This window comes from Mycobacterium nebraskense, assembly GCF_002102255.1.
GTDB classification, from domain to species: domain Bacteria; phylum Actinomycetota; class Actinomycetes; order Mycobacteriales; family Mycobacteriaceae; genus Mycobacterium; species Mycobacterium nebraskense.
The window spans coordinates 101,179-124,813 of the sequence record NZ_LQPH01000148.1 but is presented as its reverse complement, the minus strand read 5'-3'; the positions used below and the strand labels follow the sequence as shown (position 1 = coordinate 124,813).

The following is a 23,635-nucleotide window of genomic DNA, read 5'->3' as shown; positions in this document are numbered from 1 at the left end:
AATCTCCTTAGCTTTAGGTGAGCTCTTCTAGGGTGCGGGCCAGCTCGGCGCCGGTCATCGGCTCTCGGGCCGCGACGAAGACCGTGTCGTCGCCGGCGATGGTGCCAACGACGTACGGTAGCGCCGCGCGATCGATGGCGCTGGCCAAGTAGTTGGCGCCGCCGGGGGGTGTGCGCAGCACCGCGAGATTGGCGCTGGCGTCGGCGGAGACCAAGAGTTCGCTCAACAGCCGGGACAGCCGCGCGGTGCCACCGGAGACGCCGCGCACCGGGCTGCCGTCCTCGGGAACGATGTAGACGCCCACGCCGCCGTCGGCGCCGCGCAGCTTCACCGCGCCCAGCTCCTCGAGGTCGCGCGACAGGGTGGCCTGGGTGACGTCGATGCCCTCGTCGGCCAGCCGGGCCGCCAGTTCGCTTTGGCTGCTGATCGACGCCGACGACAGGATCGCCACGATGCGGTCTTGCCGGCCGGCCCTGGTGGTCTCGGGGGTGGTCTTCGAGCGGGTCATCGGGACCGCTCCAGCAGCCACACCAGCAGCGCCTTTTGGGCGTGCAGCCGGTTCTCGGCCTCGTCCCACACCGCGCTGGCCGGCCCGTCCATCACCGCGTCGGTGATCTCGTCGCCGCGGTGGGCCGGAAGGCAATGCAGCACAATGGCTTCCGGATCCGCCAGGCCCAGCAGTCGCTCGTTGACCTGGAACGACCGGAACGGCTTGACCCGGTCGCGCCCGTCGTCCTCCTGCCCCATCGACGTCCAGGTGTCCGTCACCAGCACGTCGGCACCGGCCGCGGCCGCTTCGGCGTCGGCGGTGAGAGTGACCGAAGCGCCGGTGGTTTCGGCACGCTCCGCGGCCGCCGCCACGAAGGCGGGGTCCGGGGCGAAGCCATCCGGCGCGGCGATGGTGACGTGGATGCCGGCCGTCACCCCGCCGAGCAGCAGCGAGTGGGCCATGTTGTTGGCGCCGTCGCCGAAGTAGGACATCCGCAGTCCGGCAAGCGATCCCTTGCGTTCGGCAATGGTCTGCAGGTCGGCGAGCACCTGGCAGGGATGGAAGTCGTCGGAGAGCGCGTTGACCACCGGCACCGTCGCCACCTCGGCCATGGCCTCGAGCCTGTCCTGCCCGAACGTCCGCCACACGATGGCCTCGACGTAGCGGGACAGCACCCGCGCGGTGTCCTGCAGCGTCTCGTCGCGGCCCAGCTGGGTGCTGCGGGCATCGACGACGACCGCATGCCCGCCGAGCTGCGCGATGCCCATCTCGAAGGAGAACCGGGTGCGGGTGGAGTTCTTGTCGAAGAGCACCGCGACGCCACGCGGCCCCTCCAGCGGCCGGCAGCTGAACGGGTCCTTCTTCAGCTCGGCGGCCAGCTGCAGCACCTCGGCCTGCTCCTGGGGCGACAGGTCGTCGTCGCGCAGAAAGTGGCGGGTCATGCCGCGGCCGTATCGAGGATGCCCGGTAGCGCGGCGATGAAGCCGTCGAGCTGGGCTTCGGTGACGATCAACGGCGGGGCCAGCCGGATGACGTCGGGTGCGGCCGCGTTGACCAGGAATCCGGCGCCCCGCGCGGCGTTTTCGGCCTCCTTGGCCCGCGGCGCGGTCAACACCATGCCCTGCAGCAATCCCCGTCCGCGCACGTGGTCGATCAGGGGGTGGTTCAGGGACTCGATGCCGTGGCGCACCGACTTGCCCAACAAATCGGCGTGCCGGACCAGGTCCTCGTCGGCGATCACCCGCAGCACCGCCCGCGCCGCCGCGGCGCAGATCGGGTTGCCGCCGAAGGTGCTGCCGTGCAGGCCGGGGGTCATCAGCTCGGCGGCCCGCCCGACGGCCAGGCACGCTCCGATGGGCAGCCCGCCGCCGAGTCCCTTCGCCATCGTCACGACGTCCGGGGTGACGCCGTCGTGCTGGTGGGCGAAAAAGGCTCCGGTGCGGCCCATCCCGGTCTGCACCTCGTCGAGCACCAACAGCGCGCCGTGCCGCGAGGTGATGTCGCGGGCGGCGGTCAGATAGCCCCCGGGTGGGACGACGACGCCGCCCTCCCCCATGATCGGTTCGAGGAACACCGCGGCGGTGGCGTCGTCGACCGCGGCGGCCAGCGCGTCGGCATCGCCGTAGGGCACGTGGGTGACGTATCCCGGCAGCGGTTCGAACGGCGCCTGCTTGCTGGGCTGACCGGTCAGCGCCAGCGAGCCCATGGTGCGGCCGTGGAAACCGCCCTGCGCCGCAACCAGTTTCGTGCGCCCGGTCAGCCGCGACAGTTTGAACGCCACCTCGTTGGCCTCGGTCCCCGAGTTGCAGAAGAACACCCGCGTCGGCGCGTCCGCTCCCAGCAAAGCGACCAGTTCCTCGGCCAGCGCGATGCCCGGTTCGCTGGCATACAGGTTGGAGGTGTGGCCCAACGTCGCCATCTGGTGTGTGACAGCCTCGATGACCGCGGGGTGGCGATGGCCGAGGACGTTGACGGCGATGCCCCCGAGCAGGTCCAGGTACGTGTTGCCGTCCACGTCGGTGACCACGGCGCCGTCACCGCTGGCCAGCGCCAGCGGTGGGGTGCCGTAGTTGTTCATCATCACGGCTTCCCAGCGGTGCCTGAGGTCCTCGGTGTTGCTCTCAGCCAATGGTGACGCCCCTCTTCATCGCTGCGTTCCCCGCAAGCGGGCGGTGCCCCCACTGCATCGTCGCCGTCACGCGTTCACCACCTTGGTGCCGGTTCCCGCGTCGGTGAAAAGCTCCACCAGCACACAGTGTTTGACCCTCCCGTCGATGACGTGCGCGCTCGGCACACCCGCTGTCACGGCCCGCAGGCACGCTTCCACTTTGGGAATCATGCCGGCCTCGAGCGTGGGCAGCAGTTGCGCCAAAGTGGCCGAGTCGATTTCGCTGACCAGCGAACCGCGGTCCGGCCAGCTGGTGTAGAGGCCCTCGACATCGGTGAGCATCAACAACTTCTCGGCCCGCAACGCCTCGGCGAGCGCCGCCGCGGCGGTGTCGGCGTTGATGTTGTGCACCACGCCCTCGGCGTCCGGGGCGAGCGTCGATACTACCGGAATGCGGCCCGCCGCAATCAGATCCAGCACGGCGGCGGTGTTGACCCGTTCGACGTCGCCGACCAGGCCGATGTCGGTGGCCACGCCGTCGACGGTGACGCTGCGCCGCACGGCGGTGAACAGCTGCGCGTCCTCGCCGGTGATGCCGACGGCGTAGGGTCCGTGCGCGTTGATCAGGTTGACCAGTTCGCGGCCCACCTGTCCGAACAACACCATCCGCGCCACGTCGAGCACTTCCGGTGTGGTGACCCGGAAGCCGCCCTTGAAGTCGCCCGCGATGCCGAGGCGCCGCAGCATGGCGGTGATCTGCGGGCCGCCGCCGTGCACGACGACGGGGAGGATGCCGCAGTTGCGCAGGAAGGCCATGTCGGCGGCGAAGGCGTGCCGCAGCGTGTCGTCTGTCATGGCGTTGCCGCCGTACTTGATGACGACGACCTTGCCGTACAGCTGCTTGAGCCAGGGCAGCGCTTCGGCCAGCACCTGCGCTTTGACGCCGGTCGGCAGCTCTTGGGTGTTGATGGTCATGAGCTGTATGCCGAGTTCTCTTCGACGTAGGCGTGCGACAGGTCGGTGGTGCGGACGGCGGCAGCGCCGTCACCCACCCGCAGGTCGACGGTGATGTCGATGTCGGCGCCGGACAGGTCCACCTCGCGCGCGCCCGGCGCTCCGACCCCGTCGACACATACGGCAAAGCCGTTGAACGACACACTGATTCGATCGGGGTCGAGGGTGATCGGCGCCATGCCGACGGCCGCCAGCACGCGGCCCCAGTTGGGGTCGGACCCGAACACCGCCGTCTTGACCAGGCTGTCGCGCGCGATCACCCGCGCGGCGGTCAGCGCGTCGTCGTCGGAGGCCGCCCCCGTCACGGTCACGGTGACGCGCTTGGTCACGCCCTCGGCGTCGGCCTGCAGCTGCGCGCACAGGTCGTCGCACACCCGCAGCACGGCGTCGTCGAGATCGGCCTGCGCGGGGGCGAACCCGCTGGCCCCGGAGGCGAGCAGCAGCACCGTGTCGTTGGTCGAACAGCTGCCGTCGATGTCGAGCCGGTCGAAGGTGCGCGCGGCGGCGCGGCGCAGCGCCTGGTCGAGTGCGGCGGGTTCGGCCGCCGCGTCGGTGGTGAGCACGCAGAGCATGGTGGCCAGCGACGGCGCCAGCATGCCCGCTCCCTTGGCCATCCCGCCGACCGTCCAGTTGCCCGGGTGGTGCAGCGCAACCTGTTTCGGCACGGTGTCGGTGGTCATGATCGCGCGGGCGGCCTCGTCACCCCCGCTCAGCCCGCCGGCCATGTCCTGCACGATCGCCCGCACCCCGGCGAGCAGCTTGTCCATCGGCAACCGGTCACCGATCAACCCGGTGGAGCAGACCGCGACCTCGATGGCGCCGGTCTCGGTCCCCCAGTCCGACAACGCGGCCGCGACGGCTTCGGCGGTGGCGTGGGCGTCCTGGAAGCCGCCCGGGCCGGTGCAGGCGTTGGCGCCACCGGAGTTGAGGATCACCGCGCGCAGCGCCCCGGTGGTCAGCGCCTGTTGGGTCCACAGCACCGGCGCGGCCTTGACCTTGTTCCGGGTGAACACGCCGGCGGCCGCGTAGTCGGGTCCCTCGTTGAAAACCAGGGCCAGGTCGCGGTTGCCCGACGCCTTGATGCCGGCGGCGATGCCGGCGGCCCGGAACCCGGCCGGCGCGGTGACGCCCTGTTCGCGCAGTAACCGCGCCGCGGCGGCGAGGTCCGTCATGGCGCGACCCCCACCACTGAAAGGCCTTCGGCCTCCGGCCAACCCAGCGCCAGGTTCATCGCCTGCACCGCCGCGCCGCCGGTGCCCTTGACCAGGTTGTCGATGGCGGCGATGGCCACGAACGTCTCTGCGGCCTCGTCCACTGCGACGGCGATGTGCGCCGCGTTGCTGCCGATCACCGATCCGGTGCGGGGCAGCTGGCCCTCCGGCATCAGATAGACGAAACGCTCGGCGTCATAAGCTTTTTCGTAGGCGGCCCGCAGCTGCGATAGCGGCGAACGGGTGCGCGCGGTGCAGGTGGCCAGGATGCCGCGTGACGTGGGGATCAGCACCGGCGTGAACGACACCCTGACGTCGCGGTCGGTCACGGCCCGCAGCCCCTGGGCGATCTCGGGGGTGTGCCGGTGGGCCCCCGCGATGTTGTAGGCCCGCGCGGATCCGATGACCTCGGAGCCGAGCAGGTCGGTCTTGGCGGCGCGACCGGCTCCCGACGTGCCGCTGACGGCGACCACCGTGACGGCGGGCTCGATCAGGTCCTCGGCCACCGCCGGAAGCAACGCCAGTAGCGCCGCGGTCGGGTAGCAGCCGGGAACGGCGATGCGGCGCGCGCCTTGCAGCCGCTCGCGCGCGCCGGGCAGTTCCGGCAGCCCGTACGGCCAGCTGCCGGCGTGCGCGGAGCCGTAGAACCGTTCCCAGGCGCCGGCGTCGGTGAGCCGGAAGTCGGCGCCGCAGTCGACGATCAGTGTGTCGGGGCCGAGTTGTTCGGCCAGCGCCGCCGAATGCCCGTGCGGCAGGGCCAGGAAAACCACGTCGTGGCCGGCGAGCGCGGCGAGTTCGGTGGGCTCGACCACGCGGGAGGCCAGCGGCGTCAGGTGCGGGTGGTGCTCGCCGAGCGTGCTGCCGGCGCTGGTCGCGGCGGTCAGCGAACCGATGGTGAGGCGGCCGTCGGCGTAGGCCGGATGCCCGAGCAGGAGTCGCAGGATTTCACCGCCCGCATAGCCGGTGGCCCCGGCAACCGCCACCTTCGATACGTCGGCCATTCCGCCGATTCTGCATGGTTATGCATTGGTTTGCAAATCCATTCCAGAGCGGCGTTAGGCGCGCAGCTCGGCGCCGACCGCCTCCGCGGCGCGTCGCACCGCGGCGTCGCGGGCCGCGCTGGCGTCGTCCTCGGTCAGCGTGCGGTCCGGCGCGCGGAAACGCAGGGCGAATGTCAGCGATTTGCGATCCTCCCCGACCTGCGGGCCGGTGAAGACGTCGAACAGTTGCAGATCTTCCAGCAGCTCGCCGGCGCCCTCCCGGACGGCGTCGGCCACCGCCTGGGCCGGCACGTGTGCGGGCACCACCAGGCTGACGTCCTGGAAGACGGCCGGGAACGGCGACACCGCGGGCGCCGGCAACGCCGCGACGATGGGAATCGCGTCGAGGTTGAGCTCGACGGCGCAGGTGCCTTTCGGCAGCCCCGAGCGCTCGATCACGGCCGGGTGCAGCTGCCCGGCGTGACCGACGACGGTCTCCCCGACGAGCACCTCGGCGCACCGGCCCGGGTGCCACGGCAGGTGCTGGGCCGCCCGCAGGCGCACCTCGACCCCGCTGGCGCGGGCGATGATGCGCGCCGCCTCGAACGCGTCGGCGGCTTCGGCCCGGCGGCCCGGACCCCAGGGGCCGCGGCGTTCGCGCAGGCCCGCAAGCACCGCCGCGACATGCTGCGGTTGGCGGGGCAACGAGGCGTCCAGCAGGGCGATCTCGGTGTCGGTCGGCCGCCGGTGCACGGGGATCGGCTGCACGCCGCGAGTCTCCTCGGTCGGTTGCACCACCTGGGCCAGTGCGTACAGCGCGACGTCCACCAGACCGCGGGACACGTTGCGCACCAACGCTTCCAGCAGCGCGGGCAGCAGCGTGGTGGCCAGATGCGGGCGATCGGCCTCCAGCGGGTTGAGCACCTGCGTGGTCGCGCGACGCGGGTCGTCGGCCGGCAGGCCCCACAGGTCGAACACGCCCGCGGGCAAGAAGGGCGTCGGCAGGATCTCGACGTAGCCGGATTGGGCGAGCGATTTGCCAATGGCGCGGCGCCGCCTCTGCCCCGCCGTGAGGCCCCGGCCCGCGGGGGCCGAGGGCAGCACCGACGGGATGGCCTCGAGCCCCTCCAGCCGCAGCACCTCCTCGACGAGGTCGGCGGGCTGCAACAGGTCAGGTCGCCAGCTCGGCGGCGTCACCGTCAGTGCTTGGCCCTCGTCGGTCACGTAAGCACCGATCTGCGCCAGGCGCCGCGCGGTGGCGCCCGGAGGGTAGGCCACCCCGGCGACGCGGTCGGGCAGGTCGGCGGGGATCCGGATCGGCGACCCAGCCCAGTCGGCGACCGAATTGCCGACTGGCGGGTCGCCCCGCCAATCGGTCAGCTTGTCCGACACCGCTCCCCCGGCGATGTCGACGAGCAGCGCCGCGCATCGGTCCAGCGCGGCCACCGAGATGGCCGGGTCGACCCCGCGCTCGTAGCGCCGGGCCGCCTCGCTGGGCAGGTGCAACCGGCGCTGAGTGCGCGATACGGCGGCGGGATCCCAGACGGCCGCCTCCAGCAGCACGTCGGTGGAATCGGCGCGCACCTCGGTGCTTGCCGCGCCCATCACGCCGCCGATCGCCGCGGTCGCCCGGTCGTCGACGATGAGGACATCGGCCGGATCGAGCCGGCGCTCGACGTCGTCGAGGGTGACGACGGTTTCGCCGGACCGCGCGAAGCGCACGCCGAAGCCGCCGGAGATGCGGTCGCAGTCGTGCGCATGCATGGGGTGGCCCAGCTCGAGCATCACGTAGTTGGTGACGTCCACCGCCGGGGAGGTCGCGCGGATGCCGGCCAGCAACAGCCGGCGTTGCAGCCACCACGGCGACACGGCGGCGGGGTCGATGCCGGCCACGGGCCGCAGGGCGAACCGGCGGACCCCGGTCTCGGGCTGCACGGTCAAGGGCCAGGCCTCGTCGTTAGCCGGCAACGGCTTGATGTCGGCGGGGTCGACGAAGTCGAGGTCGTAGGCGCAGGCGATCTCGCGGGCCAGTCCGCGCACCGACATGCAGTAGCCCCGGTCCGGGGTGATCGCCAGGTGGAAGACCACGTCGTCCAGGCCCAGCAGCGCGGCGCCGTCGGCGCCCGGTTCGGCGGTACCGGGCGGCAGCACCAGGATCCCGGAATGGTCGGCGCCCAAACCGAGTTCGGCCGCCGAGCAGATCATGCCGTCGGAGTCGCGGCCGTAGGTCTTGCGCGCCGTGATGGCGAACCCGCCGGGCAGCGTGGTGCCGGGCAGCGCCACGACCACCAGGTCGCCGATCACGAAATTGCTTGCCCCGCAGACGATGTCGTGGGCTTTGCCGTCACCGACGTCGACCTGGCAGGCCCGGATCGGCTTCTTGAAGCCGGTGAGCTCCTCGATGCCGGTCACCCGTCCCACGGTCAGCGGTCCGTCGACCGGGCCGAGGGTGACGACCTCCTCGACCTCGTGGCCGATCCGCACCAGGGTCTGCTCGAGATCGCCGGGGGTGACGTCCCAGTCCGGGGCGCCGGCCGACACGATTTCGCGCAACCAGCTGTAGGGGATGCGCATCAGACGCCCACCCCGAACGGCAACGAGAACCGGACGTCGCCTTCGACCATGTCGCGCATGTCGGGTATGCCGTTGCGGAACTGCAGGGTGCGTTCCAGGCCCATCCCGAACGCGAACCCGGAATAGACGTCCGGGTCAATCCCCGCGGCTCGCAACACGTTTGGGTGCACCATGCCGCAGCCGCCCCACTCCACCCAGCCGGCGCCGCCCTTCTTGCCGACGAACCACACGTCGACCTCCGCGGAGGGTTCGGTGAACGGGAAGAAGTGCGGCCGGATCCGGGTGCGCGCCTCCGGGCCGAACTCGGCGCGGGCGAACGCGTCGAGGGTGCCCCGCAGATGCGCCATGGACAGGCCGCGGTCCACCGCCAAACCCTCGACCTGATGGAAGACCGGCGTGTGGGTGGCATCGAGTTCGTCGGTGCGGAAGGTGCGGCCGATCGAGATGATGTAGACGGGCAGCTCGTGGGCCAGCAGGGTGCGCACCTGCACCGGCGAGGTGTGGGTGCGCAGCAGCTGCCGGGAATCGTCCGGCGCGATGTAGAAGGTGTCCTGCTCGCTGCGCGCGGGGTGGTCGGCGGGGAAGTTGAGGGCGTCGAAGTTGAACTGCTCGGTCTCGACTTCCGGCCCCTCCGCCAATTCCCACCCCATGGCGATGAAGGTGTCGGCGATGTGCTCGGCCAGGATGGTGATCGGGTGCCGGGCGCCGATGGGCTGCCGGCTCGACGGCAGCGTGACGTCGATGCCCTCGGCGGCCAGGACCGCCGCGTCGCGTTCGGCGCGCAGCGTAGCCAGCCGTTCGTCGTAGCTGCGCTGGGCCTCGGTTCGCGCGGAATTGACCCGCTTACCGGCGTCGGCGCGCTCGTCCTTGGGGACGCTGCCCAGCGCTTGCCGCGCCAGTGCCAGCGGTGAGCGGTCCCCGAGGTGATCGGTCTTCACGCGTGCCAGCGCGTCCAAATCGGCGGCGAGTGCTATTGCCTCCTGGGCGGCGCCGACCGCCTTGGCCAAGGCGTCCGGTGACAGGTCGACGGGCTGAGCACCCACGCGGCGACACTCTCCTTGCTGATGAGGGGCTGGGAAGGAAGTTGCCCAGCGCAAGTGCCGATCATAGTGATGCGCTGCGTGCAGCCCGGCGGGCGCTTCGTACTAAAGGCGCCCGGTGCCTAGCCCGCGGTGGCGGGCTGCGGGCCGGTCAGCGCGTGGTCGTCCAACACCCGCAGGGCGCTGCGCCTGGTGGCGAACTGCACGAGCTTGTGCGCGGCCAGCGCGCCCAGGACCCCGAACGCCGGCGCCGCGGCCATCGTCCCCCAGTGGTGCGCCAGCATCAGGAATCCAAACCCAGACGAGGCCGCCAGCATCAGGCACCGCACCGGCGTCCACCGGATCGGCTGCCGGAACCGGGCGGACACCAGCACGCCCAGGACCACGGCGACGGTGTGACCAGCATCGGTGAAATCGCCGCCGATGATCGCCGAGGCGATACCCGCCGACACCCACCAGCCGACCCAGGCGGCGCGCCAGCGCTGGGGGATCACCGCCGTCATCGCACCGAGCACCGCCAGGGCGCCGTAGCTCATCCCGACGTCGCTGGCTCGGGTGATCGACAGCGGCAGCCAGCCGAACTCGACCGCCGAGGCCAGGGCGGCGGCCACGACCAGCGTCGCGCCGACGTGCCCGACGACGAACGCCACCGCCAGCCTGATGGTCCGCAGGTGCAGCTCGCCGAGCGCGAGCAGGCAGGTGAGGAAGGGCAACCAGAAATAGAGCGGACCGGCGTCGACGACCAGCGCGCTGCCCAGCAGCGTGCCCACGTGACCATGGGCCAGGTTGTGCAGGTTAGTGCTGGCGCGCTCGACCAGGACGTCATGCGCGTGCGGTCCGAGCACCAAGATGGCACAGCTGATGGCAAGCAGCACCGCCACGTATCCCACCGTGAACTGGACCCGGGCGAGCCGGGAGAAGATGCCCCCAAACATTGCCTCCATTATGACGGCTAATTTGTTTCGGAGGCGTCATCCGGGGCTGTCAACTCCCTATGAGTCCTCAAACGATATATCGCCAAGTCGGCCGGCACCCCGGTGGTCTTGCCCGCAAACACCGGTTTACGTGCACGTTTTGCGACGACGCCCATCGCGTCCAGTTCGCTCTGCGTGATCAGGTCGAGTGTCGAACCTGACACCATGATCCCGCCTTTGGTGGCCCGTTCCATCACCCGCGCGGCGATGTTGACGTCGACACCGAGCCAGTCGGCCGCCATCCGCTGGGGCCGCCCGGTGTGGATCCCGACCCGCATCCGTGGCGTGTAGCCGGCCACTTCGACCGACTTCAACGCCTCTTTGGCGGCCAGCACGGCCCGTACCGCGACCGTGGGATCGCCGAAGACGGCCATGAGGCCGTCGCCCATCCGTTTGACGATGTGACCGCCGGCGTCCAGCAGCGGCGGTTCGACGGCCCGCGCCACCTGTCGCAGCAGGGTGAGCGCCGCCTCGTCACCGGCCTGCAAGGACCACGACGAGAACCCCACCAGGTCGGTGAACACCAGCGTCACCTCGGGATTCGCCGGCCGTCGGGCAACCGACTCGGTCAGCGCCTGCCAGACTTGCAGCAGCCCGAGGCTGACTTCACGCGACACCGCGTCGCGATCGCCCAGCAGCCGGTCGGCGGCTCGCGCGGCGGCGCGCGGCCCACCCTCGCCGGCCGTGGACAGCGGGTCGCCGAATTCGGGATCGCCGGGTAGCAGCCGTCGCGCCCGGCGGATGAAGGCCACCGCGCCGGGGCTGTGGTTCCGGCCGTGCAACCACTGCGTCGCGTTGTGGACCGAGACCGAGGAACGCCGTGGCGGATCGGATGGCGTCACCGTCGGCTCGTCGGGCTCGGCCGAATCCGAATCGCGACGCGCGGGTTCCACCTGGCCAGGTTATTTCCTCCCGCCGGAAGCGGGCAATGAAGCCCCCGCGGTTTTCGTCACAGCTCCCAACGTATCGCCTGATCACGGCAACGCCACGCCGCTATGGAAGCTCGATAACACCCGGCGGCACACGCGGCCGAAATCGTAGACAACATGCGTTGTCAAATTTATAGTGAGCCGAGGAGGCCGAGATGACTGCCATTCCAACGAGATCCGAGGATCCGCTCGGACCAGATTCCCTGACCTGGAAGTACTTTGGTGATCTGCGCACAGGAATGATGGGCGTGTGGATCGGCGCGATCCAGAACATGTACCCGGAGCTGGGCGCGGGCGTCGAGGAGCATTCGATCCTGCTGCGCGAGCCCCTGCAGCGGGTGGCCCGCTCGGTGTACCCGATCATGGGCGTCGTCTACGACGGTGACCGCGCGGCCCAGACCGGGCGGCAGATCAAGAGCTACCACCACACCATCAAGGGCGTCGACGCTTCGGGCCGCCGCTATCACGCGCTGAATCCCGAAACCTTCTACTGGGCGCACGCCACCTTCTTCATGCTGGTGATCAAGGTCGCCGATTACTTCTGCGGGGGCTTGACGGAGGCCGAGAAGCGGCAGCTGTTCGAGGAGCACGTGCGGTGGTACCGGATGTACGGGATGAGCATGCGCCCGGTGCCCGCCTCCTGGGAGGAGTTCCAGGAGTACTGGGACCGGGTCTGCCGCGACGAACTGGAAATCAACCAGGCGACGCTGGACATCTTCCAGATCCGGATCCCTAAACCGAAATTCGTGTTGATGCCCACGCCGATCTGGGACCAGATGTTCAAGCCGCTGGTCGCCGGCCAGCGCTGGATCGCGGCGGGCCTGTTCGAGCCCGCGGTTCGCGAGAAGGCGGGCATGCGCTGGACACCGGGCGACGAGGTGCTGCTGCGCCTGTTCGGCAAGCTGGTCGAACTGGCCTTCCTGGCGGTTCCCGACGAGATCCGGCTGCACCCGCGCGCGCTGGCCGCCTACCGCCGCGCCGAGGGGCGGCTGCCCAGCAACGCGCCGCTGGTGGAGGCGCCGACGTTCATGGCACCGCCCCGCGACCGCCGCGGGCTGCCCATGCATTACTTCCCGCCGCGGCCACGCTCGGCCCTCGACCCCGCGAAAGCGCTCATGGAGCGCGCCGGCTCGCTGGTGCACGGGACGCTGTCGCTGGCGGGTCTGCGGCCCGCCCGGGGGCGCGTCAGGGCCGCTTGAGCATGCCCAGCGCCTGCGCGCTCTGGTAGAGACAGATGGCCGCGGCGGAGGCCACGTTCAGGCTCTCGGCACCGCCGGACATCGGGATGCGCATCCGGTGATCGGCCACCCCCGCGACTTCGCTTGGCAGACCCTGTGATTCGGGCCCGAACAACCACGCCGTCGGCCTGCCGAGCAGGTCCGCGGCCTCGTCGAGGCGCGTTTCGCCATCCACCGTGGTGGCCAGCACCTGCAGCCCCGCGTCGTGCAGCGCAGCCAGCGCGGCGGGGGTGTCGTGCGTGGCGACGACCGGGATCGAAAAGATGCTGCCCGCCGAGGCGCGCAGACACTTGCCGTTGTACGGGTCGACGCTGTGCCCGCCGAGGATCACGCCCTGTGCTCCCATGGCGTCGGCGATGCGAATGACCGTGCCGGCATTGCCCGGCTCGCTGATCCCGACGGTGACCGCGATCAGCCGGGGCGAACCGGCCAGCACGTCCGCCAGCCGGGTCGCCGGCATTTCGCAGACGGCCACCAGTCCGGCGGGGGTGACGGTGTCGGACAGCGCCTTTGCGGCCCGCTCGGTGACCAGATGGACCGGATAATGCTGCGCGCCAAGCAAAGACGCGTACCGTTGCGCGGCGGCTTCGGTGACGAAGACATCGCGGACCAGACCGCGGGCGGCCGCCGCCTCGACCAGGTTGGGTCCTTCGGCGAGGAACCGCCCCGCCCGCCGGCGGCCGACGTGGCGATGCAGTTTGACCGCCGCAGCGACCCGGGCCGAACGTTCGGTCAGCACCTGCACATCGGAAGCCGGGCTAGGCGGCCTCTCCCGAATCCGAGGGAGCATTGACGTCCTCGGGCAGCGCGGCCCGGGCGACGTCAACCAGCGCGGTGAACGCGGCGGGATCGGTGATCGCGATGTCGGCGAGGTTCTTGCGGTCCACTTCCACACCGGCGGCCTTCAGACCCTGGATCAGCCGGTTGTAGGTGATGTCGTTGGCGCGGGCGGCCGCGTTGATCCGCGAGATCCACAGTTTCCGGAACTCGCCCTTGCGCGCGCGGCGGTCGCGGTAGGCGTAGTTCAGCGAATGCAGTTGCTGCTCTTTCGCTTTGCGGTAGAGCCGCGATCGCTGGCCGCGATAGCCCTTCGAGGCCTTGAGGATGCTGCGCCTCTTCTTGTGGGCGTTGACCGCCCGCTTCACGCGTGCCATGGGATGTTCCTACTCTCGTTCAAAGTAAATGGTTGGGTGCCGGCACCCACTGGCCCCGGCGCGATGGTCAGCCGTTCAGCAGCTTGTTGATGCGCTTGGTGTCGTTGGCCGACACCGTGGTGCGACCTTCCAGACGACGAGTCCGGGTGGACGACTTGTGCTCTAACAGGTGGCGACGATTGGCTTTCTGGCGGACGATCTTGCCGGTTCCGGTGCGCCGGAACCGCTTCGAAGCCCCGCTGTGGGTCTTGGCCTTGGGCATGTTTCCTCTAGTTCTTCAGTTCTCGGGTCGGTTCAGTTGGGTGAAGGGTTGGTGTCGGCCGCATCGGCGTCCGGCGCCGCGCCGTCCCCGGGTCCTTCGGGGTGCCGCGCCCTGGCACGAGTCTTCGCGCCACGGTGCGGGGCGAGCACCATCGTCATGTTGCGGCCGTCCTGCTTGGCGGATGTTTCGACGAAGCCGTATTCGGCGACGTCCGCGCCCAGCCGCTGCAGCAAGCGGTAGCCCAACTCGGGCCGCGACTGCTCACGTCCGCGGAACATGATGGTGACCTTCACCTTGGAACCCGCCTCCAGGAAGCGGATTACGTGGCCCTTCTTGGTCTCGTAATCGTGATCGTCGATCTTCGGCCGAAGCTTTTGCTCTTTGACGACGGTCTGCTGCTGGTTCCGGCGGGATTCGCGCGCCTTTTGCGCCGCCTCGTATTTGAACTTGCCGTAGTCCATGATCTTGCAGACCGGGGGTCTGGCGTTCGGGGCGACTTCGACAAGGTCGAGATCGGCGTCCGCAGCGACGCGAAGTGCGTCTTCGATGCGCACTATGCCTACCTGCTCTCCCCCTGGGCCGATCAATCTGACTTCAGGTACGCGGATGCGCTCGTTGACGCGGGTCTCAGTGCTGATGGGGCCTCCCTTGTTGGGCTTATAAATGTCCTGCAATCACGGCCAGGGCCTGGGTCCGTTTCGGATTCAGCGGCGGAAACACCACACCACCAGCAGAAAAGCCCTGCAATAGCAGGGCCCAATGCCGACCGATCACGGCTTGCAACTGGTCAAGCCGCCCGCGTTGCCCGCGGAACAGACATGCGCGATGTCTGTGACCGGACCGCCAAGCCTTGAAGTAATTTCGTGGCCCGCGGTGGGAGTGGGACTCCACTTACTGTTCCTGGCCTTCGCCGGGATGGTCGCGGACGCTAGTTTAGCAGCCACGGGGCCGCTTTCCGCACTTCGCCCCCGACCCCCGTCCGGCACGCACCGGCACGCTTCCAGAACCCGGCCAATCTATTGCCAGTCACTATTCGCGCTTCGCCAAGCTTTTCACGGATTGAGGGCATATCCTCGCGGTCTGTGACACTCGCTTCATCTCGTTTGGGGCCCCGTTCGGGACCTCGCGGTCGGTCGCATTCCCGGTATCGCTGGGTACCGGCGGCGGCCGGTTGGATCGTGGGCGTCATCGCCACGGTGTCGTTGCTGGCCAGTGTGTCCCCGGCGATCCGGTGGCTGATCAAGGTCCCCCGCGAGTTCATCAACGACTACCTGTTCAACTTCCCCGACACCAGCATCGCGTGGTCGTTCGTGCTCGCGTTGCTGGCGGCGGCCCTGACCGCGCGGAAACGGATCGCCTGGCTGGTGTTGCTCGGCCAGATGATCCTTGCCGCCGGGCTGAACGCCGCCGACATCGCCGCGGGCGACAACACAGCGGCGGAGACCTTCGGCGAGAACCTCGGGTTCGCGGTGCACATCGTCGCGATCGTCCTGCTGGTTTTGGCCTACCGGGAGTTCTGGGCCAAGGTCCGCAAGGGCGCACTGGTCAAAGCGGCCGCGGTGCTGGTCGCCGGGGACGTGATCGGAATCCTGGTGTCCTGGGGCATGGTGGAGTTGTGGCCCGGGACGCTGGCGCGCCAGGACCGCCTGCCCTACGTGGCCAACCGGGTGGTCGGATTCGCCCTGGCCGATCCGGACCTGTTCACCGGCAAGCCGCACGTGTTCCTCAACGCGATCTTCGGGCTGTTCGGCGCGCTGGCGCTGATCATGGCGACCATCGTGCTCTTCCAATCCCAGCACGCCGAAAACGCGCTGACCGGTGAGGACGAGTCGGCCATCCGCGGGCTTCTCGAGTTGTGGGGCAAGAACGATTCGTTGGGCTACTTCGCGACCCGCCGCGACAAGTCGGTGGTGTTCGCGCCGAGCGGCCGCGCCGCCATCACCTACCGCGTCGAAGTCGGCGTCTGCCTGGCCAGCGGCGACCCGATCGGCGACCCGCGGGCATGGCCGCAGGCCATCGATGCCTGGCTGGGACTGTGCCAAAGCTACGGCTGGGCGCCGGGCGTGATGGGCGCCAGCACGCAGGGCGCGCGGGTATATCGGGAAGCCGGTCTCAACGCCCTCGAGTTGGGCGACGAGGCGATCCTGCGGACCGGCGATTTCCGGCTGTCCGGTCCCGACATGCGCGGAGTGCGCCAAGCCGTGACCCGAGCACGCCGGGCCGGACTCACCCTGCGCATCCGGCGGCACCGCGACATCGCGGCCGAGGAGATGGCCCAGACCATCACCCGCGCCGACGCCTGGCGCGACACCCAGACCGAGCGCGGCTTTTCCATGGCGCTGGGCCGGCTCGGCGACCCGGCGGATGGCGATTGCCTGCTGGTCGAAGCGCTGGACCGCGACGGCACCGTCGTGGCGATGCTGTCGCTGGTCCCTTGGGGAACCACCGGCGTCTCGCTGGACTTGATGCGCCGCTCCCCGCAATCCCCCAACGGCACCATCGAGCTCATGGTCAGCGAGCTCGCCCTGACCGCTGAAACCCTTGGCATCAGCCGTATTTCGCTGAACTTCGCGATGTTCCGCTCGGCGTTCGAACAGGGCGCACAGCTCGGCGCCGGCCCGGTCGCCCGGTTGTGGCGAGGGCTGCTGCTGTTCTTCTCGCGGTGGTGGCAGCTGGAGACGCTGTACCGCTCGAACATGAAATACCAACCCGAATGGGTTCCGCGCTACGCCTGCTACGAAGACGCGCGCCTGATCCCCCGGGTCGGCGTCGCCTCGGTGATCGCGGAGGGCTTCCTGGTGCTGCCGTTCACCCGGCGCGACAGGGTGCACACTGGCCACCACCCCGCCGTGCCGGCCAGGCTGGCGGAGTCGGGCCTGCTGCATCACGACGGCTCGGCGCCCGACGTCAGTGAATTGGAGCAACGACGCGACGATGCGGAACTGGAGGAGTCGATAGCCCGCCTACCTGAGCAGGTGCGGGTGCGCCTGGCCAAACTCAAGGTACTGCGGCGCAACGGCATTGACGCCTACCCGGTGGGGTCTCCGCCCAGCCACACCGTATCCCGGGCATTGGAAGCCGACGACCAGGAAACCGTCTCGGTGTCGGGCCGGATACTGCGGATACGCGACTACGGCGGAGTGCTGTTCGCCCAGCTTCGGGACTGGTCGGGCGAATTGCAAGTGCTGCTGGACAATTCACGCTTGGAGCACAGCGGCACCGCGGATTTCACCGCGGCCATCGATCTTGGCGACCTGGTCGAGATGACCGGGCACATGGGCTTTTCCAAGAACGGAACCCGCTCCTTGATCGTGCGCGACTGGCGGATGATCGGTAAGTGCCTGCGGCCGCTGCCGAACAAGTGGAAGGGGCTGACCGACCCGGAGGCGCGGGTGCGGACCCGCTACGTCGACCTGGCGGTCAATCCCGAGTCCCGCGAGCTGGTCACGGCCCGCAGCAGCGTCCTGCGCTCCATCCGGGAAACGTTGTTCGCCAAGGGATTCATCGAGGTCGAGACGCCGATCCTGCAGCAGATCCACGGCGGAGCCACGGCCCGGCCGTTCGTCACCCACATCAACACCTACGACATGGACCTGTTTCTGCGGATCGCGCCGGAGCTGTACCTCAAGCGGTTGTGCGTCGGCGGCGTGGAGCGGGTGTTCGAGCTGGGCCGGGCTTTCCGTAACGAGGGAGTGGACTTCAGCCACAACCCGGAGTTCACGCTGCTGGAGGCCTACCAGGCGCACGCCGACTACACGGTCTGGATCGACGGCTGCCGGGAGCTCATTCAAAACGCCGCTCAGGCCGCCAACGGGGAGCAGACGGTGCTGCGGCCCCGGCACGGCCCCGCCTACTCAGGTGCCGACGGCCGCCTCGAACCGCTCGACATCTCCGGGGATTGGCCGGTGAAGACCGTGCACCACGCGGTGTCCGAAGCGCTCGGGGAACACATCGATCCCGACACCCCCTTGTCCGTTTTGCGCAAACTCTCCGACGCCGCCCACATTCCGTATCGGGCGCAGTGGGACGCCGGCGCAGTGGTGTTGGAGCTTTACGAGCACCTCGTCGAGGACCGGACCGAGCGGCCGACCTTCTACATCGACTTCCCGACCTCCGTCTCGCCGTTGACCCGGCCGCACCGCAGCCGGCGCGGTGTCGCCGAGCGGTGGGACCTGGTGGCGTGGGGGATCGAGCTGGGGACCGCCTACAGCGAGCTCACCGACCCGGTGGAGCAGCGTCGCCGCCTGCAGGAGCAGTCGCTGCTGGCCGCCGGCGGCGACCCCGAGGCTATGGAGCTCGACGAGGACTTCCTGCAAGCCATGGAGTACGCGATGCCGCCCACCGGCGGGCTCGGCATGGGCGTCGATCGGCTCGTCATGCTCATAACCGGCCTCAGCATCCGCGAGACCCTGCCATTTCCGCTGGCCAAGCCGCACTAGCCGGCCTCCCGACACGCACGCGGCCCAGAGCGAACATTCGGTGAATATGTTCCAGGCCGGTTAACAATGGATCACAATGAATCCCGTGACCGCGTCCACGACCAACACCGCGACGCAGTTGCTGGCAAGTAGTCACACGTCGCTGATGCACGGCTGGGTGCCCATCACGGTCCAGGTGGTGACCGCGGTGGTGCTGACGCTGGCCGTCGGCTGGCGGTCGCGCCGTTGGCGGACGGTGTGGTTGCCGGCGGCTGCGCTGGCCGGTGCTGCCGCGGCCTACCTGACGCACTGGTACATCGTCGACCGCGGCCTGTCCGACGAGCCCGCGCCGGCCGCGCTGTGGCTCTGGATCACGTTGACCGGCATGGCGGTGGCGGTGCTGATCCTGGGGTGGCAAGGCGCACGCCGCTGGCAGCGCGGCGCCGGGCTGGTGGCCGTGCCGTTGTGCGCGCTGTGCGCCGCGCTGGTGCTCAACCTGTGGGTCGGCTACTTCCCGACCGTGCAGGCGGCCTGGAACCAGCTCACCTCCGGTCCCCTGCCCGATCAGACCGACCCGGCCACCGTCACCGCGATGGCCGCCAAACGGGCGCGACCGCCGCACGGCAGCGTGGTTCCGGTGGTGATCCCCTCCGACGCATCGCATTTCAAGCATCGAGGTGAGCTGGTTTACCTGCCGCCCGAATGGTTCACCAGCAGCCCGCCGCCGGCGCTGCCGACGGTCATGATGATCGGGGGCCAGTTCAACACCCCCGCGGACTGGACCCGCGCGGGCAACGCGGTCAAGACGATCGACGACTTCGCGGCCGCTCACGACGGCAAAGCGCCGGTGTTGGTGTTCGTCGACTCCGGCGGGGCCTTCAACAACGACACCGAATGCGTCAACGGCGTCCGCGGAAATGCCGCCGACCATCTGACCAAAGACGTTGTGCCGTACATGGTTTCCAAGTTCGGCGTCAGCCACGACCGGTCCAGCTGGGGCATCGCCGGTTGGTCGATGGGCGGGACCTGCGCCGTGGACCTGACCGTCATGCACCCCGACATGTTCAGCGCGTTCGTCGACGTCGCCGGCGACTTCTTCCCCAACGCCGGAAACAAGGCCCAAACCATCGCCCGGCTCTTCGGCGGGAACGCCGACGCGTGGGCGGCATTCGACCCGAGCACGGTGATCAGCCGGCACGGGCCGTACAGCGACGTGGCCGGCTGGTTCGCGATTTCCTCGGAGGGTCCGCCGGCGCCGCGCCACGACCCGGTGATGACCGACAGCGGCGCGATCCGTCTGGCCAGCCGGGAGGCGGCCGTCGACCCCGGCAACCAGACGGCGGCCGCCTATTCGCTGTGTTCGCTCGGGCGTGCCAACGGGATCGACTGCGCGGTGCTGGCGCAGCCCGGCAAGCACGATTGGCCATTCGCGGACCGGGTCTTCGCCGCCGCCCTGCCGTGGCTGGCCGGGCGGCTGGGCACGCCGGGCATCCCGCGGACCGCGTTGCCCGGCGCCGCCCCATCCGCGCCTGCCACCCCGGTCGTCGTCCCGGCCGACCATTCCCCCGCCCGGCGATAGCCGCCGGTGCTGTCCGTCGCGCAGATTCAGCGTGCGATCATTGCGCGGCACTGCAATCCGTGGAGTGCCTGGACCCGCTGGGCGAGTACCCCGCTGATCCTGGTGCCGCCGTGGACGCGGCGCTGGAGCCATGCGGCGTGGATTGCGCTGTGGCTGGCCGTCAACCCCGTCGTTTTCGGCAAGCCGGCACACGAGCGGGCGTGGTCGACCCGGGCGATGCTGGGCGAAGAGTTGTGGATCAGCCGTCGCCCCCGGGATGCGGCCATGGTGGTCAGCGCGCTGACGTCGGTGGCCGCGCTGGGCGCGGTCGTCGCCGCCCACCGCCATCGCCTACTGCCGGCGGCGGCCGCTGTCGCCGTGCAGATGGCGTTGACGCTGGTGTACTGGGAGCAGATGGTGCGCTACTTCGAACGAAATCAGTAGCGTGGCGATATGCCCGACGAACCAACCCCGCCCGATCCCGGGTACGACAGCTCCGGCGTGCCGACCTTCGAATCCGTCCGCGAGAAGATCGAGAGCCGGTACGCGACGGCGCAGGGCGCCGCGGAGCTCGATGCCGAGTCGGCGGAGGGCCGGTCGGTCGAGGAGCAGTACGAGGAGCGCGAGCGCACGGCCGCCGAGCGGTTGGCGCGGATCCGTGAATCGATGCGGCCCGATGACCGCGAAACGTAAGCGATGGCGACGTTTTTCGGCGTGTCGTGTGCGACGTTTAAGTGTCGCGACGAGTCCTCAGGCGGTGACTTTGCGCCGCCGGTTCGACCGCTGCGGCGGCGCGGCGCGGCCGATGACCTCGGCGAGGAACTTCCCCGTGTAGCTCTCCGGCACCGCGGCGATGTCCTCTGGCGTGCCCTCGGCGACAATCGTTCCGCCCTCGGCGCCACCCTCGGGCCCCATGTCGACGATCCAGTCCGACGTCTTGATGACGTCGAGGTTGTGCTCGATGACGATGACCGTGTTGCCCTTGTCCACCAGCCCGTTGATCACGGACAGCAGCTTGCGGATGTCGTCGAAATGCAGGCCGGTGGTGGGCTCGTCGAGGATGTAGACGGTCCGCCCCGTCGAGCGCTTCTGCAGTTCGGCGGCCAGCTTGACGCGCTGCGCCTCGCCACCGGATAACGTCGGGGCGGGCTGGCCCAGCCGGACGTAGCCCAGGCCGACGTCGACGAGCGTGCGCAGGTAGCGGTGAATGCCGGTGATCGGCTCGAAGAACTCCGCCGCCTCCTCGATCGACATGTCCAGCACTTCGGAGATGGTCTTGCCCTTGTAGTGCACTTCCAGGGTTTCGCGGTTGTAGCGCGCACCATGGCAGACCTCGCACGGCACATACACGTCGGGCAGGAAGTTCATCTCGATCTTGATGGTGCCATCGCCCGTGCACGCCTCGCAGCGGCCACCCTTGACGTTGAACGAGAACCGGCCCGGTTGGTAGCCACGGACTTTGGCTTCCGTGGTGGCCGCGAACAGCGTGCGAATCTTGTCGAACACGCCGGTGTAGGTGGCCGGGTTGGACCGCGGGGTGCGACCGATCGGCGATTGGTCGACCCGCACCAGCTTGTCCAGGTGGTCCAGACCCGTCACCCGGGTGTGCCGGCCCGGCACCAGCCGGGCGCCGTTGAGCCGGTTGGCCAGCACGGTGGCCAGGATGTCGTTGACCAGCGTCGACTTGCCGGAGCCGGACACGCCGGTCACCGAGGTGAGCACGCCGAGCGGGAACGAGACGTCGATGCCACGCAGGTTGTGCTCACGGGCGCCGACGACGGTGAGCTGACGCTTGCGGTTGACGGTGCGCCGCATCGCGGGCATCGCGATGGATTCCTTGCCCGACAAGAAGGCGCCGGTGATCGAGTCCTTGTTGGCCAGCAGCTCGCTGTAGGTCCCGCTGTGCACGATCTCGCCGCCGTGCTCACCGGCCCGGGGACCGATGTCGACGATCCAATCGGCGTGGGCGATGGTGTCCTCGTCGTGTTCGACGACGATCAGAGTGTTGCCCAAATCCCTTAGCCGCGTGAGGGTTTCGATGAGGCGACGATTGTCGCGCTGATGCAGCCCGATCGACGGCTCGTCGAGCACGTACAGCACGCCCACCAGGCCGGACCCGATCTGGGTGGCCAGCCGGATGCGTTGCGCCTCACCGCCGGACAGCGTGGCCGCCGCGCGCGACAACGACAGGTAATCCAGCCCCACGTCGAGCAGGAAGCCGAGCCGCGACTGGATTTCCTTGAGCACCTGCCCGGCGATCGCCTGCTCGCGGGGCCCCAGGGTGAGCGCGTTCAGGAAGTCCGAGCAGTCCGAGATCGACAGCTCGGACACCTCGGCGATGGACTTCGCGCCCCTACCGCCCGCGGCCAGGGTCACGGCCAGGATCTCCGGCTTGAGCCGGGTGCCCTCGCACTCCGGGCAGGGCACGTCACGCATGAAGCCCTCGTAGCGTTCCTTCATCTGCTCGGATTCGGTCTGGGCCATCTTGCGCTGCAGGAACGCCAGCACGCCCTCGAAATCGGCGTAGTACGAACGGGTTCGGCCGTAGCGGTTGCGGTAGCGCACATGCACCTGGTAGTCGGAGCCCTCGAGAATCGCCTTGCGCGCCTTGGCCGGCAGCTTGCGCCAGGGCGTGTCGACGTCGAAACCCATCTCGTCGCCGAGCCCGGCCATCATCCGCGTGAAGTACTCCGCGGTGTGGCCCGTCGACCATGGCGCCACCGCACCCTCGGCCAGCGTGCGCTCCGGATCGGGCACCACCAGGTCGGGGTCGACCTCCTTGCGGATGCCCAGGCCGGTGCACTCGGGGCACGCGCCGTAGGGCGAGTTGAACGAGAACGAACGCGGCTCCAGGTCGTCGACCGCCAGCGGGTGCCCGTTGGGGCACGCGAGCTTCTCGGAAAAGCGCTGCTCCCGGTTGTGCGCGTCGTGCTCGTGATCGACGAACTCCAGCACCACGATGCCGTCGGCCAGGTTCAGCGCCGTTTCCACCGAATCGGTGAGCCGCTGCTTGGCGGAGGCCTTGACGGTGAGGCGATCCACCACCACCTCGATGTCGTGCTTTTCCTGCTTCTTCAGCTTGGGCGGATCGGTCAGCGGGTGCACCACACCGTCGACCCGCACCCGGCTGTAGCCCTGGGCGTTCAGCTTCTCGAACAGGTCGGCGAACTCACCCTTGCGGGTGCGCACCACCGGAGCGAGCACCAGGAATCGGGTACCTTCCGGCATCACCAGCACCTGGTCGACGATTTGCTGGGGCGTCTGACGGGCGATCCGCTCACCGCAGACCGGGCAGTGTGGCGTACCGGCGCGCGCGTAGAGCAACCGCAGGTAGTCATACACCTCGGTGATCGTCCCGACGGTCGACCTCGGGTTGCGGTTGGTCGACTTCTGGTCGATGGACACCGCCGGGGACAGGCCCTCGATGAAATCGACGTCCGGCTTGTCCATCTGCCCCAGGAACTGGCGGGCATAGGCGGACAGCGACTCCACGTACCGGCGCTGCCCCTCGGCGAAAATCGTGTCGAACGCCAGCGACGATTTGCCCGATCCCGACAGCCCGGTGAAGACGATCAACGCGTCACGCGGCAGGTCGAGATCGACGCCCCGCAGGTTGTGCTCGCGGGCGCCCTTGACGATCAGGCGGTCAGCCACGCTGCCCTCTCTCAGTGGATCTTTTACGTACT

Annotated in this window: 19 protein-coding genes and 1 pseudogene; 5 read left to right on the top strand and 15 right to left on the bottom strand. The window is 69.3% G+C overall.

Going from position 1 to position 23,635, the window contains the following annotated elements; genetic code table 11:
• Positions 1-13: 13 nt before the first annotated feature.
• From AWC17_RS20975 to AWC17_RS20930, 10 genes and pseudogenes are all read right to left on the bottom strand, one after another.
• Positions 14-508, bottom strand: coding sequence for an arginine repressor (locus AWC17_RS20975; RefSeq protein WP_046185935.1), 495 nt, complete (start codon positions 506-508; stop codon positions 14-16).
• Positions 505-1,431, bottom strand: a complete 927-nt coding sequence (gene argF, locus AWC17_RS20970; RefSeq protein ID WP_046185934.1) for an ornithine carbamoyltransferase — start codon at positions 1,429-1,431, stop codon at positions 505-507. Before argF ends, AWC17_RS20975 begins: the two co-directional genes overlap by 4 nt.
• Positions 1,428-2,618 carry an acetylornithine transaminase gene (locus AWC17_RS20965; RefSeq protein WP_264055986.1) on the bottom strand — a complete coding sequence of 397 codons (1,191 nt, stop codon included), beginning with the start codon at positions 2,616-2,618 and terminating at the stop codon, positions 1,428-1,430. The genes argF and AWC17_RS20965 overlap by 4 nt, the downstream gene beginning before the upstream one ends.
• Positions 2,619-2,684: 66 nt before the next feature.
• Positions 2,685-3,572, bottom strand: coding sequence for an acetylglutamate kinase (gene argB, locus AWC17_RS20960; RefSeq protein WP_046185933.1), 888 nt, complete (start codon positions 3,570-3,572; stop codon positions 2,685-2,687).
• Positions 3,569-4,783, bottom strand: a complete 1,215-nt coding sequence (gene argJ / locus AWC17_RS20955; RefSeq protein ID WP_046185932.1) for a bifunctional glutamate N-acetyltransferase/amino-acid acetyltransferase ArgJ — start codon at positions 4,781-4,783, stop codon at positions 3,569-3,571. Before argJ ends, argB begins: the two co-directional genes overlap by 4 nt.
• Positions 4,780-5,839, bottom strand: a pseudogene (gene argC / locus AWC17_RS20950) (N-acetyl-gamma-glutamyl-phosphate reductase). The gene argJ and the pseudogene argC overlap by 4 nt, the downstream one beginning before the upstream one ends.
• 38 nt (positions 5,840-5,877) lie before the next feature.
• Complete coding sequence (pheT, locus tag AWC17_RS20945; RefSeq protein WP_047323502.1) at positions 5,878-8,376, bottom strand: phenylalanine--tRNA ligase subunit beta; 2,499 nt, start codon at positions 8,374-8,376, stop codon at positions 5,878-5,880.
• Entirely contained in the window at positions 8,376-9,419 is a 1,044-nt protein-coding gene (gene pheS, locus AWC17_RS20940; protein WP_046186634.1) for a phenylalanine--tRNA ligase subunit alpha, read from the bottom strand. The genes pheT and pheS overlap by 1 nt, the downstream gene beginning before the upstream one ends.
• Positions 9,420-9,538: 119 nt before the next feature.
• Positions 9,539-10,351 carry a rhomboid-like protein gene (locus AWC17_RS20935; RefSeq protein ID WP_046186633.1) on the bottom strand — a complete coding sequence of 271 codons (813 nt, stop codon included), beginning with the start codon at positions 10,349-10,351 and terminating at the stop codon, positions 9,539-9,541.
• 17 nt (positions 10,352-10,368) lie between these two features.
• The gene (locus AWC17_RS20930; protein ID WP_047323503.1) at positions 10,369-11,283 is read right to left on the bottom strand and encodes an adenylate/guanylate cyclase domain-containing protein; all 915 of its coding nucleotides are present in this window, start codon (positions 11,281-11,283) and stop codon (positions 10,369-10,371) included.
• 191 nt (positions 11,284-11,474) lie between these two features.
• On the opposite strand from AWC17_RS20930, the gene AWC17_RS20925 reads away from it, so the two are divergent.
• Positions 11,475-12,518 carry an oxygenase MpaB family protein gene (locus AWC17_RS20925; RefSeq protein ID WP_047323504.1) on the top strand — a complete coding sequence of 348 codons (1,044 nt, stop codon included), beginning with the start codon at positions 11,475-11,477 and terminating at the stop codon, positions 12,516-12,518.
• Here AWC17_RS20925 and AWC17_RS20920 read toward each other — a convergent pair.
• The 4 genes from AWC17_RS20920 to infC form a co-directional block, all read right to left on the bottom strand.
• Positions 12,505-13,296, bottom strand: a complete 792-nt coding sequence (locus tag AWC17_RS20920) for a TrmH family RNA methyltransferase (protein ID WP_141224704.1) — start codon at positions 13,294-13,296, stop codon at positions 12,505-12,507. The two genes, AWC17_RS20925 and AWC17_RS20920, sit on opposite strands and share 14 nt — an antisense overlap.
• Before the next feature lie 19 nt (positions 13,297-13,315).
• Positions 13,316-13,711 carry a 50S ribosomal protein L20 gene (rplT, locus tag AWC17_RS20915; RefSeq protein WP_046184507.1) on the bottom strand — a complete coding sequence of 132 codons (396 nt, stop codon included), beginning with the start codon at positions 13,709-13,711 and terminating at the stop codon, positions 13,316-13,318.
• Positions 13,712-13,778: 67 nt separating this feature from the next.
• On the bottom strand, positions 13,779-13,973 hold the full coding sequence (gene rpmI, locus AWC17_RS20910) for a 50S ribosomal protein L35 (RefSeq protein WP_046184508.1): 195 nt from the start codon (positions 13,971-13,973) through the stop codon (positions 13,779-13,781).
• A gap of 32 nt (positions 13,974-14,005) precedes the next feature.
• Positions 14,006-14,611: a translation initiation factor IF-3 gene (gene infC, locus AWC17_RS20905; protein WP_082123051.1), complete on the bottom strand. Its 606-nt coding sequence runs from the start codon at positions 14,609-14,611 to the stop codon at positions 14,006-14,008.
• A gap of 465 nt (positions 14,612-15,076) precedes the next feature.
• Here infC and lysX point away from each other — a divergent pair, with 465 nt between their 5' ends.
• The 4 genes from lysX (at position 15,077) to AWC17_RS20885 (ending at position 20,642) form a co-directional block, all read left to right on the top strand.
• On the top strand, positions 15,077-18,412 hold the full coding sequence (gene lysX, locus AWC17_RS20900; protein WP_082123049.1) for a bifunctional lysylphosphatidylglycerol synthetase/lysine--tRNA ligase LysX: 3,336 nt from the start codon (positions 15,077-15,079) through the stop codon (positions 18,410-18,412).
• A gap of 76 nt (positions 18,413-18,488) precedes the next feature.
• Positions 18,489-19,970, top strand: a complete 1,482-nt coding sequence (locus AWC17_RS20895) for an alpha/beta hydrolase (protein ID WP_197083431.1) — start codon at positions 18,489-18,491, stop codon at positions 19,968-19,970.
• 6 nt (positions 19,971-19,976) lie between these two features.
• Positions 19,977-20,393, top strand: coding sequence for a DUF6653 family protein (locus AWC17_RS20890; RefSeq protein WP_331458589.1), 417 nt, complete (start codon positions 19,977-19,979; stop codon positions 20,391-20,393).
• 9 nt (positions 20,394-20,402) lie between these two features.
• Positions 20,403-20,642, top strand: a complete 240-nt coding sequence (locus AWC17_RS20885) for a PspA/IM30 family protein (protein WP_046184511.1) — start codon at positions 20,403-20,405, stop codon at positions 20,640-20,642.
• A gap of 57 nt (positions 20,643-20,699) precedes the next feature.
• Here the strand turns inward: AWC17_RS20885 and uvrA are convergent, their stop codons facing one another.
• Entirely contained in the window at positions 20,700-23,603 is a 2,904-nt protein-coding gene (uvrA, locus tag AWC17_RS20880) for an excinuclease ABC subunit UvrA (protein WP_046184518.1), read from the bottom strand.
• Positions 23,604-23,635 lie beyond the last annotated feature (32 nt).

What these genes read in the sequence shown, in the direction of transcription:
- AWC17_RS20975 (WP_046185935.1), bottom strand. Translation starts at nt 508, where the DNA reads ATGACCCGCTCGAAGACCACCCCCGAGACCACCAGGGCCGGCCGGCAA.
- argF (WP_046185934.1), bottom strand. Translation starts at nt 1,431, where the DNA reads ATGACCCGCCACTTTCTGCGCGACGACGACCTGTCGCCCCAGGAGCAG.
- argB (WP_046185933.1), bottom strand. Translation starts at nt 3,572, where the DNA reads ATGACCATCAACACCCAAGAGCTGCCGACCGGCGTCAAAGCGCAGGTG.
- argJ (WP_046185932.1), bottom strand. Translation starts at nt 4,783, where the DNA reads ATGACGGACCTCGCCGCCGCGGCGCGGTTACTGCGCGAACAGGGCGTC.
- pheT (WP_047323502.1), bottom strand. Translation starts at nt 8,376, where the DNA reads ATGCGCATCCCCTACAGCTGGTTGCGCGAAATCGTGTCGGCCGGCGCC.
- AWC17_RS20935 (WP_046186633.1), bottom strand. Translation starts at nt 10,351, where the DNA reads ATGTTTGGGGGCATCTTCTCCCGGCTCGCCCGGGTCCAGTTCACGGTG.
- AWC17_RS20925 (WP_047323504.1), top strand. Translation starts at nt 11,475, where the DNA reads ATGACTGCCATTCCAACGAGATCCGAGGATCCGCTCGGACCAGATTCC.
- rplT (WP_046184507.1), bottom strand. Translation starts at nt 13,711, where the DNA reads ATGGCACGCGTGAAGCGGGCGGTCAACGCCCACAAGAAGAGGCGCAGC.
- rpmI (WP_046184508.1), bottom strand. Translation starts at nt 13,973, where the DNA reads ATGCCCAAGGCCAAGACCCACAGCGGGGCTTCGAAGCGGTTCCGGCGC.
- AWC17_RS20895 (WP_197083431.1), top strand. Translation starts at nt 18,489, where the DNA reads ATGAATCCCGTGACCGCGTCCACGACCAACACCGCGACGCAGTTGCTG.
- AWC17_RS20885 (WP_046184511.1), top strand. Translation starts at nt 20,403, where the DNA reads ATGCCCGACGAACCAACCCCGCCCGATCCCGGGTACGACAGCTCCGGC.